Here is a 17,296-nt window from a genome sequence, read left to right as displayed (position 1 = left end):
CATGGGATGGCTCCTGGGAGGCAGGGGGTTCGGCAGGTTCAGCGTCCATTCTCCACCTGTTCAGGATCATCCAAGTGCGGGATGACAGACTGGGAACCATGCTCAGTCTGTCCCGTCTCTCCGAGTCGCACGCCGTCCTGACCTCCACGGGAGGTGAGGGCTCCGCTGAATCCACCGGGACTCCGGGGCCGACCCCGGAGAACGTCCCCGACAGCGTCCGGGAGGGGGCCGAGGGCGCGGTGAACTCGCTCGGCCCGTTCTGGGGCATGCTGTCCACGGTGGCGATCGCGGTGGCCATCGCGATCGCCGTGGTGGTGGCCGGCTGGCTGCTGCTGAACACCGTGCTGCGCCGCAAGCCCGGGATGCGCGGCCAGCTCGCCAAGTGCCGCATCCCGGTCCTCGTCGCGGCCGTGCTGCTGGCGGCCCGGATCGCCCTGGGCCTGACCGCCTCCGACTACCCCTGGTTCAACGGGGTGAACTTCCTGCTGATGGGCGGGATCGTCGGCTCGCTGGCGTGGCTGGCGCTGCGGGTGGTGCAGATTGTGGAGGAGCGGCTGCTCGGCAAGTACGCCTCGGAGGGCGTGGACGACCGCCGTGACCGCAAGATCCGCACCCAGACCGTGCTGCTGCGCAGGGTCATCCAGGCCGCGATCATCGTCATTGCCGTGTCCGTCATCCTGCTGACCATTCCCCAGGTCCGCGCGGTCGGCGCAGGCCTGCTGGCCTCGGCCGGCGTGATCTCCGTGGTGGCCGGTCTCGCCGTGCAGTCCACCCTGACCAATGTCTTCGCCGGGATCCAGCTGGCCTTCACGGACGCCATCCGGGTGGGAGACGTGGTGATCGCAGACGGGGTCTACGGGACCATCGAGGACATCACCCTGTCCTACGTGGTGGTGAAGATCTGGGACGGGCGCCGGGTGATCTACCCCTCCAGCCACTTCACCACCACCCCGTTCGAGAACTGGACCCGCACCGGCTCTGCCCTGTCCGGGACGGTGGAGATCGACGTGGACTGGCGGGTCCCGGTGGACGCCACCCGCGAACGCCTCAAGGCGCTGCTGGAGTCCACCGACCTCTGGGACGGCAAGGACAGCACCATCCAGGTGAGCGAGGCACTGGGTGGAACCGTGAAGCTCTGGGTGGCGGTCTCCGCCCGCAACGCCGGGGACCTGTGGGACCTGCGTTGCCTGGTGCGCGAGGACCTCGTCACCTTCCTGCGCAGCGAGCACCCCGAGGCGATCTACGCTCAGCGCTTCGCTGAGATGCCCGTGCAGGCGCCGCACCTCGCGGCCGTGGGCACCGATGCGGGGTCGGCCGAGCCCAGCACGGGCGAGCGCGGCGCGGTGGCGCCGGCGGGGCAGGACCACGGCGGTGCGTCCGGTGGTGCGGTGGGTGCTGCCTCCGCGTTCCCGCGGAGCACCCCCACCAGCCCCCTGCCGCAGGTCGATCCCGTCACGGGCGAGCAGTCGGCCACCGCGGCCACCGCGGCCGTCACGGGCTCCACGCCCCTGACCCGGTCCAGCGATGACTCCACGGTGTTCACCGGCTCCATCACGGCGGTGGAACGCAACCGTGAGTTCGCCGGGCCGGGCGAGGCGGCCTTCGCCGAACGCAAGGAGAAGGCCGCCGAGGCCGAGGGCGTGGAAGTCCCGGAGGACGAGGAGGACGCGCCTCGGCGCAAAGGCCCGGACAGTGGTCCCGACGGCGGCCCGGACGGGCCCAGCGCCGACTGACCTCATCTGGCCTAGCGGCCTCGAACCGAGGAGGACGGCCTACCGGCGGTCTGCCGGGCCGGAGTCCTGCGGGGGGTCCGCGGCGGGAGCGGGACCGTTGATGGCTGCGGGCTCCGGGGCAGCCGTGATGTCCTCCGGTGGGCCCTCGCCGATCGCGCCGGTGGGCTGGGCCGGATGGTCCTTGACGCACAGCACGGGCTGGTCCAGCTCCCTGAGCAGGCCGTCGGACACGGAACCCATGACGAAGCGTCCGAAGGTGCTGCGGCGTCTCATGCCGATGACCACCACGGAGGGCCGGACCTCGTCCGCCACGTCCTTGATCTCGTCCACCGTGGACCGGCCCCGCGCGTACTGGCGGAATTCGGCGGCCAACCCGGAGGCGTCCAGGACGGCCTGCAGCTCGCGCTGCTGGGCCTCCGTGACCATGTGGTCGTGCTGGTGCGCTCCGCCGGGTCCCGCATTGACCACCAGTAGCCCCTCACGGGTCACCCGCGCGATGCGTATGGCCTCATCGAGTGCCGCCCTGGACTCCCTGCTGGCCGTGTAGCCGACGAGAATGGTCATGGCCGAAGCCCTCCTGGTGTTCTGTGGTCCCCGTGGTTCTAGGAGCCCTTGCCGCGTTTGGGCTCGATCCGGCTGAACCGCTCCAGCACGGCGTCCGGGCTGAAGCGGGCGGCCGCCATGAGGGAACGGTACCGGCGTGAGGGAATGCACACGCCCCGGCCCTCGGCGGCGGCCGTCAATCCCTCGCGGACCACGTCCTCAGCGTCCATCCACGCCCACTTGGGCTTCTTGGTGGTGTCGATCCCGGCGCGGGTGTGGAACTCCGTGCGCACCGGGCCCGGGCACAGTGCGGTGATGGTGACGCCCTCCGGCTTGTAGCGGGTGTTGGCCCAGCGGCTGAAGCTGACGGACCAGGCCTTCGCGGCCCCGTAGCTGCCCTCCGGCAGGAGTCCGGCCACGGAGGAGACGTTGATGATGCGCCCGCCGCCACGGGCCAGGAAGGACTGGATGGCGGCGTGGGAGAGCAGCATGGGGGCCTCCGTGAGCAGCCGCAGCATGGCCAGTTCGTCCTCGGCCTCACTCTCGTGGAACTCGGTGGACAGCCCGGCGCCGGCGTTGTTGACCAGCATGGTGATCGGCTGGTCCGGTGCGCGCAATCGAGCCGCCACCACCTGGACACCCTCGGGGGTGGACAGATCCGCCGTCAGGGTCTCCACGGTGATGCCGTACTGCGCCTCCAACCCCTGGGCCTTGGCCACCAGCTGGTGGGGGTTCCGGGAGGTGATGACGAGGTGGTGCCCCTGGCCCGCCAGTTGCCGGGCGAACTCGGCCCCGAGTCCAGCGGTGGCCCCGGTGATCAGGACCGTCTGGCCGGAGCGCCGGGACGAGGGCAGGACGGGGAACTGCCCGTCCTGGAGGAGTGCGCGTTCATCGAGTTGTTCTGCCACGTGGTCCGCCTTGCTGGATGACTGCCGTCCGACTGCCGATAATGCCGAGGGGAGGTGGTGGACCCTCCACCGTCCATGATATTTGCGCGAACCGTTATCGTGCGGTATCTCAGCGGCGCGGGAGATCACAGTCTGGACACTCTCGGATCAGGCCACGTCAGCCGGCCTCAGCGTTCGCCGGCGAGGAAGGCCAGCTGCGCGCCGAGGGACATCAGCGCTGCCGGACGCAGCCGTTCCTCGATCTCCGGGTAGACGGCGGGCAGAAGCCGCCGCGCCAGGTCGTCGGCCGAGGCGGCCCCTCGCTCGGCCGGGTCCAGTCCCTCGAGGGCCGCACGCACCTGGTCCAGCCGCTGGCGACGGTGCTCGCGGTACATGGCCCCCACCTGGGCGATCGAGGGCAGCACGGGCCCGTGCGCCGGCAGTACCGTGGCATCGCCGAGGGAGATCAGCGTCTCCAGGGAGTCCAGGTAATCCGCGAGGGTGCCGTCCGGGTGATCGATCACGGTGGTCCCCCGGCCCAGGACGGTGTCTCCGGTGAGGACTGATCCGGCCGCGCCGTCGTCCGGCAGGGCGAAGGAGAACGAATCAGAGGTGTGTCCCGGTGTGTGCCAGGCGGTGAGCACGACGCCGGCCGCCGGGATGCGTTCGCCGGGCACCAGGGGTGCCGCCGACCGGCACCAGAGCGGGGAGCCTCCGCGCACCGGCGCCCCGGTGCGCTCGGCGAAGAGGTCCACGGCGCCGGTGTGGTCTCCGTGGTGATGGGTCACGAGGATCAGCTCCACGCGGCGGCCGGCGGCGGCCGAGAGCACGTTGTCCAGGTGCAGCTCCGCGCCCTCCACCGGGCCGGGATCCACCAGCACCACGGAGTCGGCGTCCGGGTCTCCCACCAGATAGGTGTTGGTGCCCTCCAGGGTCATGCCGGAGGGATTGTCCGCCAGGACGGAGGCGGTCAGCCGGGAATCGGCCAGGGGGGCGTTGGGAGGGGACGCATGATCGGTGGAGGCCATAGGCTCAGTGTATGGAGCACAGCGAGAACAGCCAGCCCCGTCAGGGCAGCTACGTCACCGCCGGGCAGGAGTTCTCCCGGGACACCAACTACATCCAGGACCGCGTCGTGGCAGACCCCACGGCGGCGCTGAGGGCGCCTCGGGTGGCCGCGGACAAGATCGGCCGGGCCCGGGGCGGACTGACCGAGGATGCCGAGGCGTGGCCGGTGGAGCCCGGCCGCTACCGCCTCGTGGCGGCGAGGGCCTGTCCCTGGGCCAACCGCGCCATCATCGTCCGCCGCCTGCTGGGCCTGGAGGACGTCCTCTCCCTGGGCACCCCGGGGCCCACCCATGACGAGCGTTCGTGGACCTTCGACCTGGATGCCGGAGGCCGGGACCCGGTGCTGGGCACCGAGCGCCTGCAGGAGAACTACTTCAAGCGCTTCCCGGACTACCCGCGAGGCATCACGGTGCCCGCCCTCGTGGACATCCCCACCGGAGCCGTGGTGACCAACGACTATCCCCAGATGACCCTGGACTTCTCCACGCAGTGGAGGCAGTACCACCGCGACGGGGCCCCGGACCTGCTGCCGGCCGAGTCCCTCCCGGAGATGCGCGAGGTGGTCACCCGGATCTTCACCGAGGTCAACAACGGGGTGTACCGCTGTGGCTTCGCCGGCTCGCAGGAGGCCTATGACGCCGCGTACGAACGGCTCTGGACGGCCATGGACTGGCTCGAGGAGCGGCTGACCGGACAGCGGTACCTGATGGGGGACACCATCACCGAGGCGGACGTGCGGCTGTTCACCACGCTGGTGCGCTTCGACCCCGTCTACCACGGCCATTTCAAGTGCAACCGGAACAAGCTGGACCAGATGCCGGCGCTGTGGGGCTATGCCCGGGACCTGTTCCAGACCCCCGGGTTCGGGGACACCGTGGACTTCGTGCAGATCAAGAGCCACTACTACGAGGTCCACCGGGACATCAATCCCACCGGGATCGTGCCGCAGGGACCGGACCTCTCCGGCTGGATGACCGAGCACGGCCGCGAGGACCTCGGCGGCTCCCCCTTCGGCGCGGGCACGGCCCCCGGACCGGTGCGCCAGGCCGAACAGGTGACGCCCGGCCACAACCCGCTCTACCCGGCCTGACCCTCCGCACAAAGTGACCTCGCCCCCGCCGTTGTGACGCGGTGTGGTCACTCTGCGCCCGACCCCGACCATCCCCCTCCCGATCCGATCACCCCCACCGATAGGAGAACCCCCATGCGCGCCGTGGTCTTCGAGGACTACCAGACCTTCCCCACCCTCAAGGAGGTCGAGAAGCCGAAGCCGGGCCCCGGTGAGGTCCTGCTCAAGGTGGCCGGCGCCGGGGCCTGCCACTCCGACGTCGCGATCTTCCAGGACTTCACCGAGGGAGCCCCGGGCGCCCAGAAGCCACAGTTCACCCTGGGCCATGAGAACTCCGGCTGGATCGAGGAGACCGGTCCCGGCGTCGAGGGCCTGAAGCAGGGCGATGCCTACCTCGTCTACGGGCCCATCGGCTGCCAGCAGTGCCGCGCCTGCTCGCGCGGCCAGGACACCTATTGCGAGAACGCCGCCACCATGCCGTATATGGGTGTGGGGCTGGGGCGCGACGGCGGCATGGCCGAGTATGTGCGCGTGCCGGCCCGGAACCTGGTCCCCCTGGGAGACGCCGATCCGATCGCGGCGGCCTCCCTCGCCGACGCCGGCCTCACCCCGTACCACGCCGTCAAACTCGCTCTGCCGCACCTCAACGGCGGCGGCAAGTACGCCCTGGTCATCGGCTTGGGCGGCCTCGGCCTGCTCGGAGTGCAGATCCTCAAGGCCCTCACGGGTGCCACCATCATCGCCACGGACATGAAGCCCGAGGCGATGGCCGAGGCCGAGAGGCTCGGTGCCGTCACGGTGCCCGGCGGCGAGGGGCAGGCCGAGCGGATCCGCGAGATCACCGGTGGAAGGGGCGTGGACGCTGCCTTCGACTTCGTGGGCGTGGCACCGACCGTGCAGACCGCCATGGACTCCACGGCCCGCCAGGGACGCTGCACCATTGTGGGGATCGCCGGTGGCTCCTACGACTGGTCCTTCTTCACCGCCCCCTATGAGGTGGAGTTGACCAGCACCTACTGGGGCACCATCGAGGAGCTGTACGAGGTGGTCGATCTGTACCGGGCCGGTCAGTTGGAGCCGATGTACACCACCTACCCCATGGATCGGGCGTTGGAGGCCTATCAGGCGCTGGTGGACGGCCAGGTCTCCGGCCGGGCCGTCGTCGTGCCCCACGCCTGAGACGGAGGGACCCTCGGTGGACGCCCTACGCACCATGCCGCAGATCGACCTGAACAGTGACGTCGGCGAGTCCTTCGGCTCCTACACCCTGGGTGACGACGCCGCGATCTTCCGCTCGGTCTCCTCCGCCAATGTGGCCTGCGGCTTCCACGGCGGGGATCCCTCGATCATCGCCCAGACCTGCCGGGACGCGGTGGCGGCAGGGGTCACCGTGGGTGCCCACGTCTCATACCGCGACCTGGTGGGGTTCGGCCGACGCTTCCTGGACTGCTCGCCGACCGAGTTGGCTGACGATGTGCTCTATCAGATCGGGGGGCTCGAGGCGATGGCCCGGTCCTCGGGCACCGCTGTCCGCTACGTCAAGCCGCACGGGGCCCTCTACAACACGATCGTCCATCACACCGCCCATGCCCGGGCCGTGGTGGACGCGGTCACGGCGTTCAACCCGGAGCTGCCCCTGCTCCTGCTGCCCGGATCCGTGGCCGCGGGGATTGCCGCGGACCAGGGATTGCGTGTGGTGACCGAGGCCTTCGCGGACCGCGCCTACACCCCCGCAGGCACCCTGGTCTCCCGACGCGAGGCCGGTGCCGTGCTGGAGGACGAGGCCGAGGTGGCCCGGCGCATGGTCCGGTTGGCCACCGAGGGCACCCTGACCGCCGTGGACGGCACGGACCTCCGGATGGAGGCCGCCAGCATCTGCGTGCACAGCGACACCCCGGGGGCGGTGGCCATGGCCGCTGCCGTCCGCGCCGGCCTGGAGGACGCCGGCATCCGCATCGGCGCCTTCGTATGACTGGCAGTTCCAGCGGCTCCAGCGGCTCCAGCATGTCCAGCAACGCTGGCAGGCCTGCCGCTTCCGGCGGCCGGCGGATCCGTTGGTCCGGCACCCGTGCGTTCCTGGTGGAGTGCGGCTCCCTGAGCGAGGTCGTGGCCCTGCACGCCCGGCTCGAGGCCGGGCCGCTGCCCGGACAGGTGGAGGCTCTGGCCGCCGCGGAGACCGTGGCACTGTCCTTCACCCATCGCGCTGCCGCGGTGACGGGGGCGGAGGCGGTGAGGCACTGGAGGGTGGCCGAGGGCGAGCCCGCGGACGGCCGCCTCGTGGAGATCGAGGTGGTCTATGACGGTGAGGACCTGGACGAGGTCGGCGAGCTGACGGGGCTGGGACGCGAGGGCGTCATCCGCTGGCACACCGAGATCGAGTGGGTCGGGGCCTTCGGTGGATTCGCCCCCGGATTCACCTACCTGGCACCGAACGGCCCGGAGCAGCTGGGCCCAGAGATCCCCCGGCGCAGCTCCCCGCGCACCGCGGTCCCGGCCGGCGCAGTCGCCGTGGCCGGGGGCTTCTCCGCCGTCTACCCGCGATCCTCCCCGGGCGGCTGGCAGGTGATCGGCCGCACCGACGCCACGATGTGGGACGCGGACCGGCCCACACCCGCGCTCGTGTCCCCGGGGGACCGCGTCCGCTACCGGGCCGTCCGGCAGCTGGCGCACCTCGGCGGACCGGCGGACACCCGCCCCGGTACGACGACGGCCCGCACCAGTGCGGCCGGCACCGGTCCCGCGGTGGTCGTGGAACACCCCGGACTGCAGTCGCTCCTCCAGGACCTCGGCCGGACCGGGCACGGCGGTCTCGGGGTTCCTGCGGCGGGAGCCGCCGACCTCGACTCGGCACGGCTGGCCAACCGGATCCTCGGCAATGCCCCGAAGGTGGCCGTCATCGAGACCCTGCTCGGCGGACTGGCCCTGCGCGCCCGGGGCCACCACGTCCTCGCGCTCGCCGGCGCGGAGGGCACCGCCCGCATCACCGCGGCGGACGGCGGGGCTCCGGCCGACCGCTGGGCCCCGGCCCGGGCCCCCTTCGCCCTCTACGACGGTGAGGTTCTGACGATCGGTGAACCGGAGGCCGGACTGCGGACCTACCTTGCGGTGCGTGGTGGGTTCGAGGTGGCCGCCGTCCTCGGCAGTCGCTCCACGGACACCCTGTCCGGGCTGGGGCCTGAGCCCCTGTCTGCGGGCACCGCGGTGCCGGTGCCCGCAGGGGCCGGCGGTGCCGCCGTCCGGCCGGTCGAGGGGAACGTTGAACCGCCGCGACGGCTGATGCCCCGGGCTGGGGCCACCACCACGCTGCGGGTGACCCCCGGGCCACGGGACGACTGGTTCGGCAGCGCCGGGCTGGAACGGTTGACCGGTCAGGACTGGCAGGTCGGCAACCAGTCGAACCGGGTCGGCGTACGGCTCGAGGTGCCTCATGAGTCCGACGGTGCCCCGCTGGAGCGCATCCGGCAGGGAGAGCTGGCCAGTGAGGGGGCCGTGACCGGGGCGCTGCAGGTGCCACCGTCCGGGCTGCCCGTGCTGTTCCTGGCGGACCACCCGGTCACCGGCGGGTACCCCGTGATCGGAGTCGTCCTGCCCCAGGACCTGACGCTGGCGGCACAGCTTCCGCCCGGCTCGGCGGTCCGCTTCTCACTGATCGACCCCGACGCCCCTGACAGCACCGAAGGTCCTGACGCCCCTGAGGGCAGGAAAGAGCAGCGAATCTCAACGAACACCGGATTCGAGAGGACCGACCCGATGACCGAGTACCCGCAGCAGAGTGCATCGAGCCCGGCCGCCCGGCCGCTGCGCAAGGTCCTGATCGCCAACCGCGGGGAGATCGCGGTACGCGTGGCCCGCGCCTGTACGGACGCACAGTTGACCTCTGTGGCCGTGTACTCGGATCCGGACGCCGACGCGCTGCATGTGCACCGCGCGGACGAGGCCTACGCCCTGGACGGCCGCTCGGCTGCCGAGACGTACCTGGACATCGGCAAGCTGCTGGAGGTGGCCCGAAGGTCCGGGGCCGATGCGGTCCACCCCGGATATGGCTTCCTGTCCGAGAACGCTGACTTCGCGCAGGCCGTGATCGAGACCGGCCTCACGTGGATCGGCCCCTCACCGGAGGCCATCCGTGCGCTCGGGGACAAGACGTCCGCCCGGAGGATCGCCGTGGCAGCCGGGGCACCCCTGGTTCCTGGGACCGAGGGCCCGGTCGAGAACGCCGCCGCCGTGCGCACCTTCGCTGACGAACACGGCCTCCCGGTGGCCATCAAGGCCGCCTTCGGCGGGGGAGGGCGGGGTCTGAGGGTCGTGCACCGGATGGAGGACGTGGAGTCCGCCTTCGACTCCGCCGTGCGGGAGTCCGTGGCGGCCTTCGGCCGTGGGGAGTGCCTGGTGGAGCGATTCCTGGAGCGGCCCCGGCACGTGGAGGCCCAGGTGCTGGCGGACGCCCACGGCACGGTGGTGGTGGTCGGCACCCGCGACTGCTCCCTGCAGCGGCGGAACCAGAAGCTCGTGGAGGAGGCCCCCGCCCCCTTCCTCAGTCCGGAGCAACACGAACGCATCCATGCCTCCGCCCGGGCGATCTGCCGCGAGGCCGGGTACACCGGGGCCGGCACGGTCGAGTACCTGGTGTCACCGGAGGGGCAGATCTCCTTCCTGGAGGTCAACACCCGGCTGCAGGTGGAGCACCCCGTCACCGAGGAGACCACGGGGGTGGACCTGGTCCGCGAACAGTTCCGCATCGCCGCAGGGGAACCGCTCTCCCTCACCGAGGGCCCCACCCCGCGCGGACACGCCCTCGAGTTCCGGCTCACGGCGGAGGACCCTGCTCTGGGCTTCCTGCCCACGCCGGGGACCGTCCAGACCTTCGAGGCCCCCACCGGTGCCGGCGTGCGCGTGGACACCGGGGTGCGCTCGGGCTCCACGGTGCCCGCTGAATACGACTCCCTGCTGGCCAAGCTCATCATCTGGGGCGAGGACCGGCAGCAGGCGATCCGCCGTGCCCGCGTGGCCCTGGAGGAGCTGTCCATCCGGGGGCTGCCGACCGTGCTCCCGTTCCACCGGGCCGTGCTGGACCATGCGGACTTCACCTCCTCCGAGGGGCTCGGCGTCCACACCGGGTGGATCGAATCCGACGGCGCTCCTGACCTGGCGGCCTCGCCCTATCTCGCGGCGGCAGGGGCTGAGCGCACCGAGTTGACGGTCACCGTGGACGGCCGGGCCGTCTGCCTCGGGCTGCCCGCTGAGCTGGTGCGCGCGCTGCGCGGCGGCGGGGGCGGATCGGCGGCCGGGGAGGCCACCGGGCCCAGCGCCGGCGGCGCACCCGAGGCGGAGGGTGCCGGGGCCGGCGTCGTGACCGCTCCGATGGACGGGACCGTGGTGACGTGGCTCGTTCAGGACGGCACCGAGGTGAGCGCGGGGCAGGAGCTCGTGGTGCTGGAGGCGATGAAGATGGAGACCGCTGTGTCCTCTCCCGGGGAGGGGGTCTTCTCTCGCGTGCCCCTCCAGGGCGGCGACCCGGTGGCCCGCGGGCAGGAGCTCGGCCGCCTTCACTGAGCCGGCGACGGACCGTCCGGAACAGGCCCTCGCCGCCGGCGGGGAGGGGGGCACGCCATGGGTTGTCCGCGCTGCGCCCCCGGCGCAGACTGGCCCCATGGCTGAGAAGAGATCATCCAAGGAATCCGACGCCCCACAGATCAAGGACGAGGACATGTACGAGTCCCTCCGCGAGGACGGCGCCAGCAAGGAGAAGGCGGCACGTATCTCGAATGCCGCTGCCCGTGAGGGCCGCTCCGAGGTGGGGGAGCGTGGCGGCGAGTCCGGCTCCTACGAGGACTGGACGGTCGAGGAACTCAAGGACCGGGCCAGGGAACTGGACCTCGAGGGCTACTCGGACCTGAAGAAGGACGAGTTGATCAAGAAGCTGCGCAACCACTAGCCGGCGGCAGCCGCCGCGGCCCGATGCAGAGAAGGAGAATCGTCATGGCCGCCTGTGATGTCTGTGGCAACGAGTATGACAAGCCGCTCACTGTTGAACAGGGGGAGCGTACCGGCGTCTTCGACAGCTTCGAGTGCGCTGCCCATGCCATGGCACCGGAGTGCAGCCATTGCGGCTGCCGGATCCTCGGCCATGGGGTTGAGGCCGGCGCCTCGATGTACTGCTGTGCGAGCTGCGCTCGCATGGCCGGAGCCCCTGAGGTGACCGACCGCGTATAGGACCTGACACAGGGGGCGGCATGCCGGGATACGACGATGGACCCATGCGTCCGACTCGACGCGGTGTGATCGTCGCCGCCCTGGCGACCGTGCTGACCCTGACCGGCTGTACGTCCTCGGGTTACCCGGCCGATCCGGAGGGGACCCTGGATGAGGTCTCCGGGGGAACCCTCTCGGTGGGGGTGGTCCACCACCCGCCCTATGTGGACGCCACCGGTGCCGAGCCCTCCGGTAGCGAGGTGGACCTTGTGCGAGCCTTCGCCGAGCAGATCGATGCGGACATCGCATGGACGGCCTCCGGGGAAGAAGCCCTGATGACCGGCCTGGAGTCCGGGGCGGTGGACCTGGTGGCCGGTGGGCTCACGGACCAGACGCCGTGGAGCTCGAAGGCCTCGCTGACCCGCTCCTATGCCGAGGACACCGGGCCGGACGGCAGCACGGTCCAGCTGGTGCTGGCCGTCCCCCTGGGCGAGAACCAGCTGCTCGGCGAACTCGAACGGTTCCTGGACGAGCACCACGAGGGGGCCAGGCCATGAGGATGACGAACCGCCGGTTCGGGCGCACCGAGCTCACCCCGGAGCTCCAGGACTCCCTGCGCCGGGCCGTGCGGCTGGAATGGATCACCGTGGGCTACCTGGTGGTCGCCGTCTGCCTGATCGCCCTGGTCATGGGCAGTTCGCAGGCCATGAAGGCGGCCTGGATCGAGGACATGCTCGCCTTCGTGCCCCCGATCGCCTTCCTGGTGGCCGTGGCGGTGGTGAACAAGCCCCCCTCCCGGAGGCGCCCCTATGGCAACCACCGGGCCATCGGAGTGGGGCACCTGGTGGCCGGGGTCGCACTGCTGGTCATGGGCTCATACCTGCTCCTCGACTCAGCCCTCGGGCTCATCCAGGGCGAGCATCCACCGATCGGCACCTTCCACGTGTTCGGGCAGACGGTGTGGCAGGGCTGGTTCATGATCGCCCTGATGCTGTTGCTCGTCCCGGTCCCCGTGGTCTTGGGTCGACTCAAGATGAAGGTGGCCAACGAGCTGCATGACAAGGTCCTCTATGCCGATGCGGACATGCTCAAGGCCGACTGGCGCACGTCCGTGGGCACGGCGGTGGGGGTGGCCGGGGTCGGTCTGGGCCTGTGGTGGTTCGATGCCGCCGCGGCCATCTTCATCGGCCTGAGCATCGTCAAGGACGGTTTCCGGAACGTGAGCACGGCGATCACCGATCTGGCCGATTCCCGGGCGCGGACCATCGACGGCAATGACCCGCATCCGCTGCTGGAGAAGGTCGAGAAGCAGGCCCGGTCCCTCGACTGGGTCGAGCATGCCGGAGTGCGCATGCGGGACGAGGGACACGTGTTCCACACTGAGCTGTTCGTGGTCCCCGTCGGCGGCGCGGCTCAGACCCCTGAACGGCTCCGGAACCTGGCCGAGGGCGTCATCGAGCTGGACTGGAAACTCGAGGACGTGGTGGTGGCGCTCGTGGACGAGCTCCCGGCAGAGGTCCACGGCGGCGAGCAGCATGACAAGCAGTCCGAGGGTGGCCGCCAGGGCCGCTGACCTGACCGCCCCCGCCGGACCGGTGGCGGGAGAACCCGCCCCGGCCGGGTGTGGAGTGCCGCACGTGGAGCGTCCTCAGGCGCTCTTGCGCCGGGAGGACGACTTCCCGGCGGCCTTCCCGTTGGACGTACCGGCCGGCTTGCCGGAGGATTTCGCCCTTGAGCCCTTGCCCTTCTGGGCCGAGCTCTTCTTCGCGTCGCTCTTCTGGGCCTTGCCCTTCGTCCGGGTGGACGCCCCGGTGGACTTCTTCGTCCCGGACCTCTTCGTCCCGGTCTTCTTCGTCCCGGACGCCGTCCGGCCACCGCCGCGCTGCTTGTCCAGGGACGCCTTGAGCGCCTGCATCAGGTCGATGACCTCGGCATCCTCCCCGTCCTCTGAGGCGCCATCACCGTCAGCGCTCGCGATCTCACCGAAGGTGGCCTCGGTGTCCAACGCCTCGCCCTGCTCGATCTTGGCGTCGATGAGTCGGCGCAGCTCCGTCTGGTAGGTGTCCTCGAACTCCTCCGGGGTGAAGTCGGAGGCGAACTGGTCCACCAGGGCAGCCGCCAGCTTCTTCTCCTTGGTGCCGATCTTCGCCCTCGACCGGGTGGCGGGGAAATCCACCTCGCGGACCTCGTCCGCCCACCGGATGGCCTGCAGGACCAGGACGGCGTCCTGGACCCGCAATACCCCCAAGCGGGTCTTCTGGCGGAGCGCAAAGGTCACCACGGCGGTGCGCTCGGTGTCCTCGAGTGCATGGCGCAACAGCAGGTAGGACTTCGGGGACTTGCCCTGCGGCTCCAGGAAGTAGCTCTTGCCGAGGATGAGGGGATCGATCTGGTCCGAGGGGACGAACTGGACCACCTCGATCTCATCGTTCTGCGTCTCCGGCAGGGAATCGAGGTCCTGGTCCGTGAGTACCACCGTCTGCTCGCCGTCCTCGTAGGCCTTGTCGATGTGCTCGTAGTCGATCTTCTTGCCGCACACCTCGCAACGCCGCTGGTAGCGGATCCGCCCCCCGTCGGCATCGTGGACCTGATGCAGGGAGACATCATGCCTCTTCGTTGCGGAGTACGCCTTGACAGGGACGTTGACCAGGCCAAAGGTGATAGATCCAGACCATACGGCTCGCATGACGGTCAGCCTAGGACGTCAGCGTCCCATCCGGGAGGGTTCACATGGCACGATCTGCGCGGCAGACCTACACCGTGGGTGAACGCCGCCTCTCCGTCTCCAGCCTGGACAAGGTGCTCTACCCGGCCACGGGGACCACCAAGGCCGAGGTCATGGAGTACTACCTCGCCGTGGCCGGAGTGCTCATCCCCCAAGTGGCGCAGCGCCCCGTGACCCGGAAGCGATGGGTGGACGGAGTGGGCACGGCAGAGCACCCCGGACAGGTCTTCTTCCGCAAGGACCTCGAGGACTCGGCCCCATCCTGGATCCCGACCGGCCGGATCGCGCACTCCGACCACACCAACACCTACCCCCTGGCCAACGAGCCGGCCGTGCTGGCCTGGTTCGCCCAAGTGGCGGCCCTGGAACTGCACACCCCGCAGTGGCGCTTCGGCCGCAACGGGCAGCCGCGCAACCCTGACCGGCTGGTGCTGGACCTGGATCCGGGAGAGGGCACCGGGCTGACCGAATGCGCCGAGGTGGCTGGCTGGTGCCGCGAGATCCTCCAGGACATGGGCCTCGAGGCCCATCCGGTGACCTCCGGATCGAAGGGCATCCACCTCTACGCGGGACTCGACGGGCGGCACAACGCGGACGCGGTCAATCGAGTGGCCCACGAGCTGGCGAAGGCCTTGGTGGCCGACCATCCGGACCGGGTCGTCTCCAGCATGCGCAGGACCAGCCGGGCCGGCAAGGTGTTCGTGGACTGGAGCCAGAACAACGGTTCCAAGACCACGGTCAGCCCGTACTCCCTCCGGGGCCGGGAGCGGCCCTGGGTGGCAGCCCCCCGGACCTGGGAGGAACTCGAGGACCCGGATCTGCGCCACATCGAGATGGCTGAGGTCCTCCAGCGGGTGGCCGACGGGATGGACCCGCTGGCACCGCTGGGATGGGTGCCGGACGGCGGCCGCCAGGAGGCCGGGACCCCAGAGGCCGGCGCCGAGGGGGCCACTCCGCAGACCGGGGAGGACCGGCTCGCGAAGTACCGCTCCAAGCGGGATGCGGCGAAGACCGCCGAACCGGTGCCTGAACAGGCGCCGACGGCACGGGAGCACAGCGAGAGCGAACCGCCCACCTTCGTCATCCAGGAGCACCATGCCCGCCGCCTGCACTGGGACTTCCGGCTGGAGCATTCCGGGGTGCTGGTCTCCTGGGCCGTGCCCAAGGGGCCGCCGCTGGACACGGAGGCCAATCGCCTGGCCGTGATGACGGAGGACCATCCCCTGGAGTACGGGACCTTCGAGGGGACCATCGCGAAAGGCGAGTACGGGGCCGGGGAGGTCACCATCTGGGACGCCGGGACCATCGAGATCGAGAAGTGGCGGGAGGGCCACGAGGTGATCGCGGTGCTGCACGGGCGTGCCACAGGTGGGCTGGGTGGTGTGCCGCGCCGCTATGCGCTGATCCATGCCCCGGGGATGGGCGGGGAGGACAACTGGCTGATCCATCTCATGAAGGAGCAGCCGGTGGCCGGTGGTCCACAGCCCGCCGCCAAGGGGCAGGGCCGTGCGCCGGCTCGGCGGGCCAGCACCGGCACGTCCCCCGCCACCGGCACCACAGACGAGCAGGCGTTCACGGTGGCTGATCTGCCCGCCCCCATGCTGGCCACCGCCGGGAAACCCTCGGACCTGGCGGCGGACGAGGACTGGTCCTACGAGATGAAGTGGGACGGCTACCGCGTGATCGCCGGGGTCGCGCCCGGCCGGCTGGTCCTGGCCAGCCGCAACGGCCAGGACCTCACAGCCGACTACCCCGCACTGCAGGAACTGACCGGCTTGCTCACGGGGGAGGCCGCTGAGCGGGGCGGGGCGGTGCTGGACGGCGAACTGGTCGCCCTGGACGCCGACGGGCGCCCCGATTTCGATCTGCTGCAGGAGGCCAGTGGGCGAACGGGCCGCGGCCGGCGCCAGACCGGGAAGCCTGGGCATGATGCCGGTGGGATCGAGCTGAGGTACCTGGTCTTCGATGTCCTCCAACTGGGGCCGCCCGGCAGCTCGGCGGGTCGCGTCCGCTCGCTGCTGCGCACCACCCAGGGCGAGCGCCGAGCGATCCTGGAGGCCGTCGTCGTGTCCGGGGAGGCGGTGTCCGTGCCGCCGAACCACCTCGGCACCCTGGCCCAGGCCCGGCGGGCCAGCCGCGAAATGGACCTCGAAGGGGTGGTGGCCAAGCGAACGGACTCCACGTATCTCTCCGGCCGCCGCGGTGCCGCGTGGATCAAGCTGAAGCTGCAGCAGCACCAGGAGGTGGTGGTGATCGGGGCCAGGCGCGGCAGGGGCGGCCGCTCCGGTGGCATCGGCTCACTGCTGGTGGCCGTGCCGGACGAGGCAGGACAACTGAGCTACGCGGGCCGGGTGGGGACCGGGTTCTCGGCGGATCAGTTGCAGGCGGTGGAGGGGACGCTGCGTCGGATCGAGCGCAAGACCCCGCCGGTGCAGGACGTCCCGGCCGCGGATCGGGCGGATGCCTGGTGGGTGCGGCCCTCGCTCGTGGGCGAGGTCAGCCTCGCGGGCAGGACCCGCGCGGGCCGGCTCCGGCAGGCCGCCTGGCGGGGCTGGCGCCGGGACAAGTCTCCGGAGGAGGTTCGGTGGGAGACGGGATGAACGAGCGGGGGAACGGTGAGGCGCTGCGGCACGAGACCACCGGGGAGAAGCAGGACCGCAACTGGAACGACCTGCTCCAGGAGCTGAGGGTGATGCAGACCGGAACCCAGATCGTCACCGCGTTCCTGGTGACGCTGCCGTTTCAGGCCCGGTTCGACGACCTCGCCGGAGACCTGATCGGCTGGTATGTGGCGTTGCTGGTCGCGGCCGTCATGTTGACCGTGTTGATGCTGTTGCCCGTGGCGATCCACCGCCGCTTCTTCGGCCGGCACGTCAAGCACCGCACCGTGCAGCTGGGCCACCGGGTGTTGCGGATCTGCCTGGCCGGGATGGGGCTGCTGCTGGCCGGCTGCGTCGCCTTCATCGCCCACGCCCTGGTGGATCCGGTGGGTGCATGGTGGGTCACCGGATCCACGGCCGTGGTGATCGGGGTCCTGTTGGTGGTGCTTCCCCCGGTGCTCAGGCCGGAGGCTGCCTGA

Annotated in this window: 14 protein-coding genes and 1 pseudogene; 11 read left to right on the top strand and 4 right to left on the bottom strand. The window is 70.7% G+C overall.

What is annotated here, in order from left to right:
* Positions 1 to 98: 98 nt before the first annotated feature.
* Complete coding sequence (locus IMT31_RS06310; RefSeq protein WP_413544120.1) at positions 99 to 1,733, top strand: mechanosensitive ion channel family protein; 1,635 nt, start codon at positions 99 to 101, stop codon at positions 1,731 to 1,733.
* A 39-nt stretch (positions 1,734 to 1,772) separates the two neighbouring features.
* On the opposite strand, the gene IMT31_RS06305 is transcribed toward IMT31_RS06310, so the two are convergent.
* The 3 genes from IMT31_RS06305 to IMT31_RS06295 form a co-directional block, all read right to left on the bottom strand.
* Positions 1,773 to 2,297 carry a universal stress protein gene (locus IMT31_RS06305; protein WP_413544119.1) on the bottom strand — a complete coding sequence of 175 codons (525 nt, stop codon included), beginning with the start codon at positions 2,295 to 2,297 and terminating at the stop codon, positions 1,773 to 1,775.
* A gap of 38 nt (positions 2,298 to 2,335) precedes the next feature.
* The gene (locus tag IMT31_RS06300) at positions 2,336 to 3,184 is read right to left on the bottom strand and encodes an SDR family NAD(P)-dependent oxidoreductase (protein ID WP_345360012.1); all 849 of its coding nucleotides are present in this window, start codon (positions 3,182 to 3,184) and stop codon (positions 2,336 to 2,338) included.
* A 167-nt stretch (positions 3,185 to 3,351) separates the two neighbouring features.
* Positions 3,352 to 4,191 (bottom strand): MBL fold metallo-hydrolase, encoded by an 840-nt coding sequence (locus IMT31_RS06295; protein WP_413544118.1) that lies wholly within the window; start codon positions 4,189 to 4,191, stop codon positions 3,352 to 3,354.
* 11 nt (positions 4,192 to 4,202) lie between these two features.
* Here IMT31_RS06295 and IMT31_RS06290 point away from each other — a divergent pair, with 11 nt between their 5' ends.
* The 8 genes and pseudogenes from IMT31_RS06290 (at position 4,203) to IMT31_RS06255 (ending at position 13,065) form a co-directional block, all read left to right on the top strand.
* Complete coding sequence (locus tag IMT31_RS06290) at positions 4,203 to 5,321, top strand: glutathione S-transferase family protein (RefSeq protein ID WP_345360018.1); 1,119 nt, start codon at positions 4,203 to 4,205, stop codon at positions 5,319 to 5,321.
* A gap of 114 nt (positions 5,322 to 5,435) precedes the next feature.
* Complete coding sequence (locus tag IMT31_RS06285; RefSeq protein ID WP_413544117.1) at positions 5,436 to 6,479, top strand: NAD(P)-dependent alcohol dehydrogenase; 1,044 nt, start codon at positions 5,436 to 5,438, stop codon at positions 6,477 to 6,479.
* 34 nt (positions 6,480 to 6,513) lie between these two features.
* On the top strand, positions 6,514 to 7,272 hold the full coding sequence (locus IMT31_RS06280) for a LamB/YcsF family protein (protein WP_413544380.1): 759 nt from the start codon (positions 6,514 to 6,516) through the stop codon (positions 7,270 to 7,272).
* Positions 7,269 to 8,885 (top strand): annotated as a pseudogene (locus IMT31_RS06275) (carboxyltransferase domain-containing protein); the annotation flags it as partial. The gene IMT31_RS06280 and the pseudogene IMT31_RS06275, both read left to right, overlap by 4 nt.
* Before the next feature lie 213 nt (positions 8,886 to 9,098).
* Entirely contained in the window at positions 9,099 to 10,853 is a 1,755-nt protein-coding gene (locus IMT31_RS06270) for an acetyl/propionyl/methylcrotonyl-CoA carboxylase subunit alpha (protein ID WP_413544379.1), read from the top strand.
* A 97-nt stretch (positions 10,854 to 10,950) separates the two neighbouring features.
* The gene (locus IMT31_RS06265; protein WP_413544116.1) at positions 10,951 to 11,235 is read left to right on the top strand and encodes a Rho termination factor N-terminal domain-containing protein; all 285 of its coding nucleotides are present in this window, start codon (positions 10,951 to 10,953) and stop codon (positions 11,233 to 11,235) included.
* A gap of 322 nt (positions 11,236 to 11,557) precedes the next feature.
* On the top strand, positions 11,558 to 12,049 hold the full coding sequence (locus IMT31_RS06260; protein ID WP_413544115.1) for a transporter substrate-binding domain-containing protein: 492 nt from the start codon (positions 11,558 to 11,560) through the stop codon (positions 12,047 to 12,049).
* Positions 12,046 to 13,065 carry a cation diffusion facilitator family transporter gene (locus IMT31_RS06255; protein WP_413544114.1) on the top strand — a complete coding sequence of 340 codons (1,020 nt, stop codon included), beginning with the start codon at positions 12,046 to 12,048 and terminating at the stop codon, positions 13,063 to 13,065. The genes IMT31_RS06260 and IMT31_RS06255 overlap by 4 nt, the downstream gene beginning before the upstream one ends.
* A gap of 75 nt (positions 13,066 to 13,140) precedes the next feature.
* Here IMT31_RS06255 and IMT31_RS06250 read toward each other — a convergent pair whose 3' ends face one another.
* On the bottom strand, positions 13,141 to 14,178 hold the full coding sequence (locus IMT31_RS06250) for a Ku protein (RefSeq protein WP_345360033.1): 1,038 nt from the start codon (positions 14,176 to 14,178) through the stop codon (positions 13,141 to 13,143).
* Positions 14,179 to 14,222: 44 nt separating this feature from the next.
* Between IMT31_RS06250 and IMT31_RS06245 the strand changes: the two genes are divergently transcribed.
* Entirely contained in the window at positions 14,223 to 16,817 is a 2,595-nt protein-coding gene (locus tag IMT31_RS06245) for an ATP-dependent DNA ligase (RefSeq protein WP_413544113.1), read from the top strand.
* Positions 16,802 to 17,296, top strand: coding sequence for a DUF6328 family protein (locus IMT31_RS06240; protein ID WP_413544112.1), 495 nt, complete (start codon positions 16,802 to 16,804; stop codon positions 17,294 to 17,296). The genes IMT31_RS06245 and IMT31_RS06240 overlap by 16 nt, the downstream gene beginning before the upstream one ends.

Origin of the sequence: Citricoccus nitrophenolicus, assembly GCF_047305825.1 — a bacterium.
Taxonomy (GTDB): domain Bacteria; phylum Actinomycetota; class Actinomycetes; order Actinomycetales; family Micrococcaceae; genus Citricoccus; species Citricoccus nitrophenolicus.
This window is presented reverse-complemented; position numbering and strand designations above follow the sequence as displayed.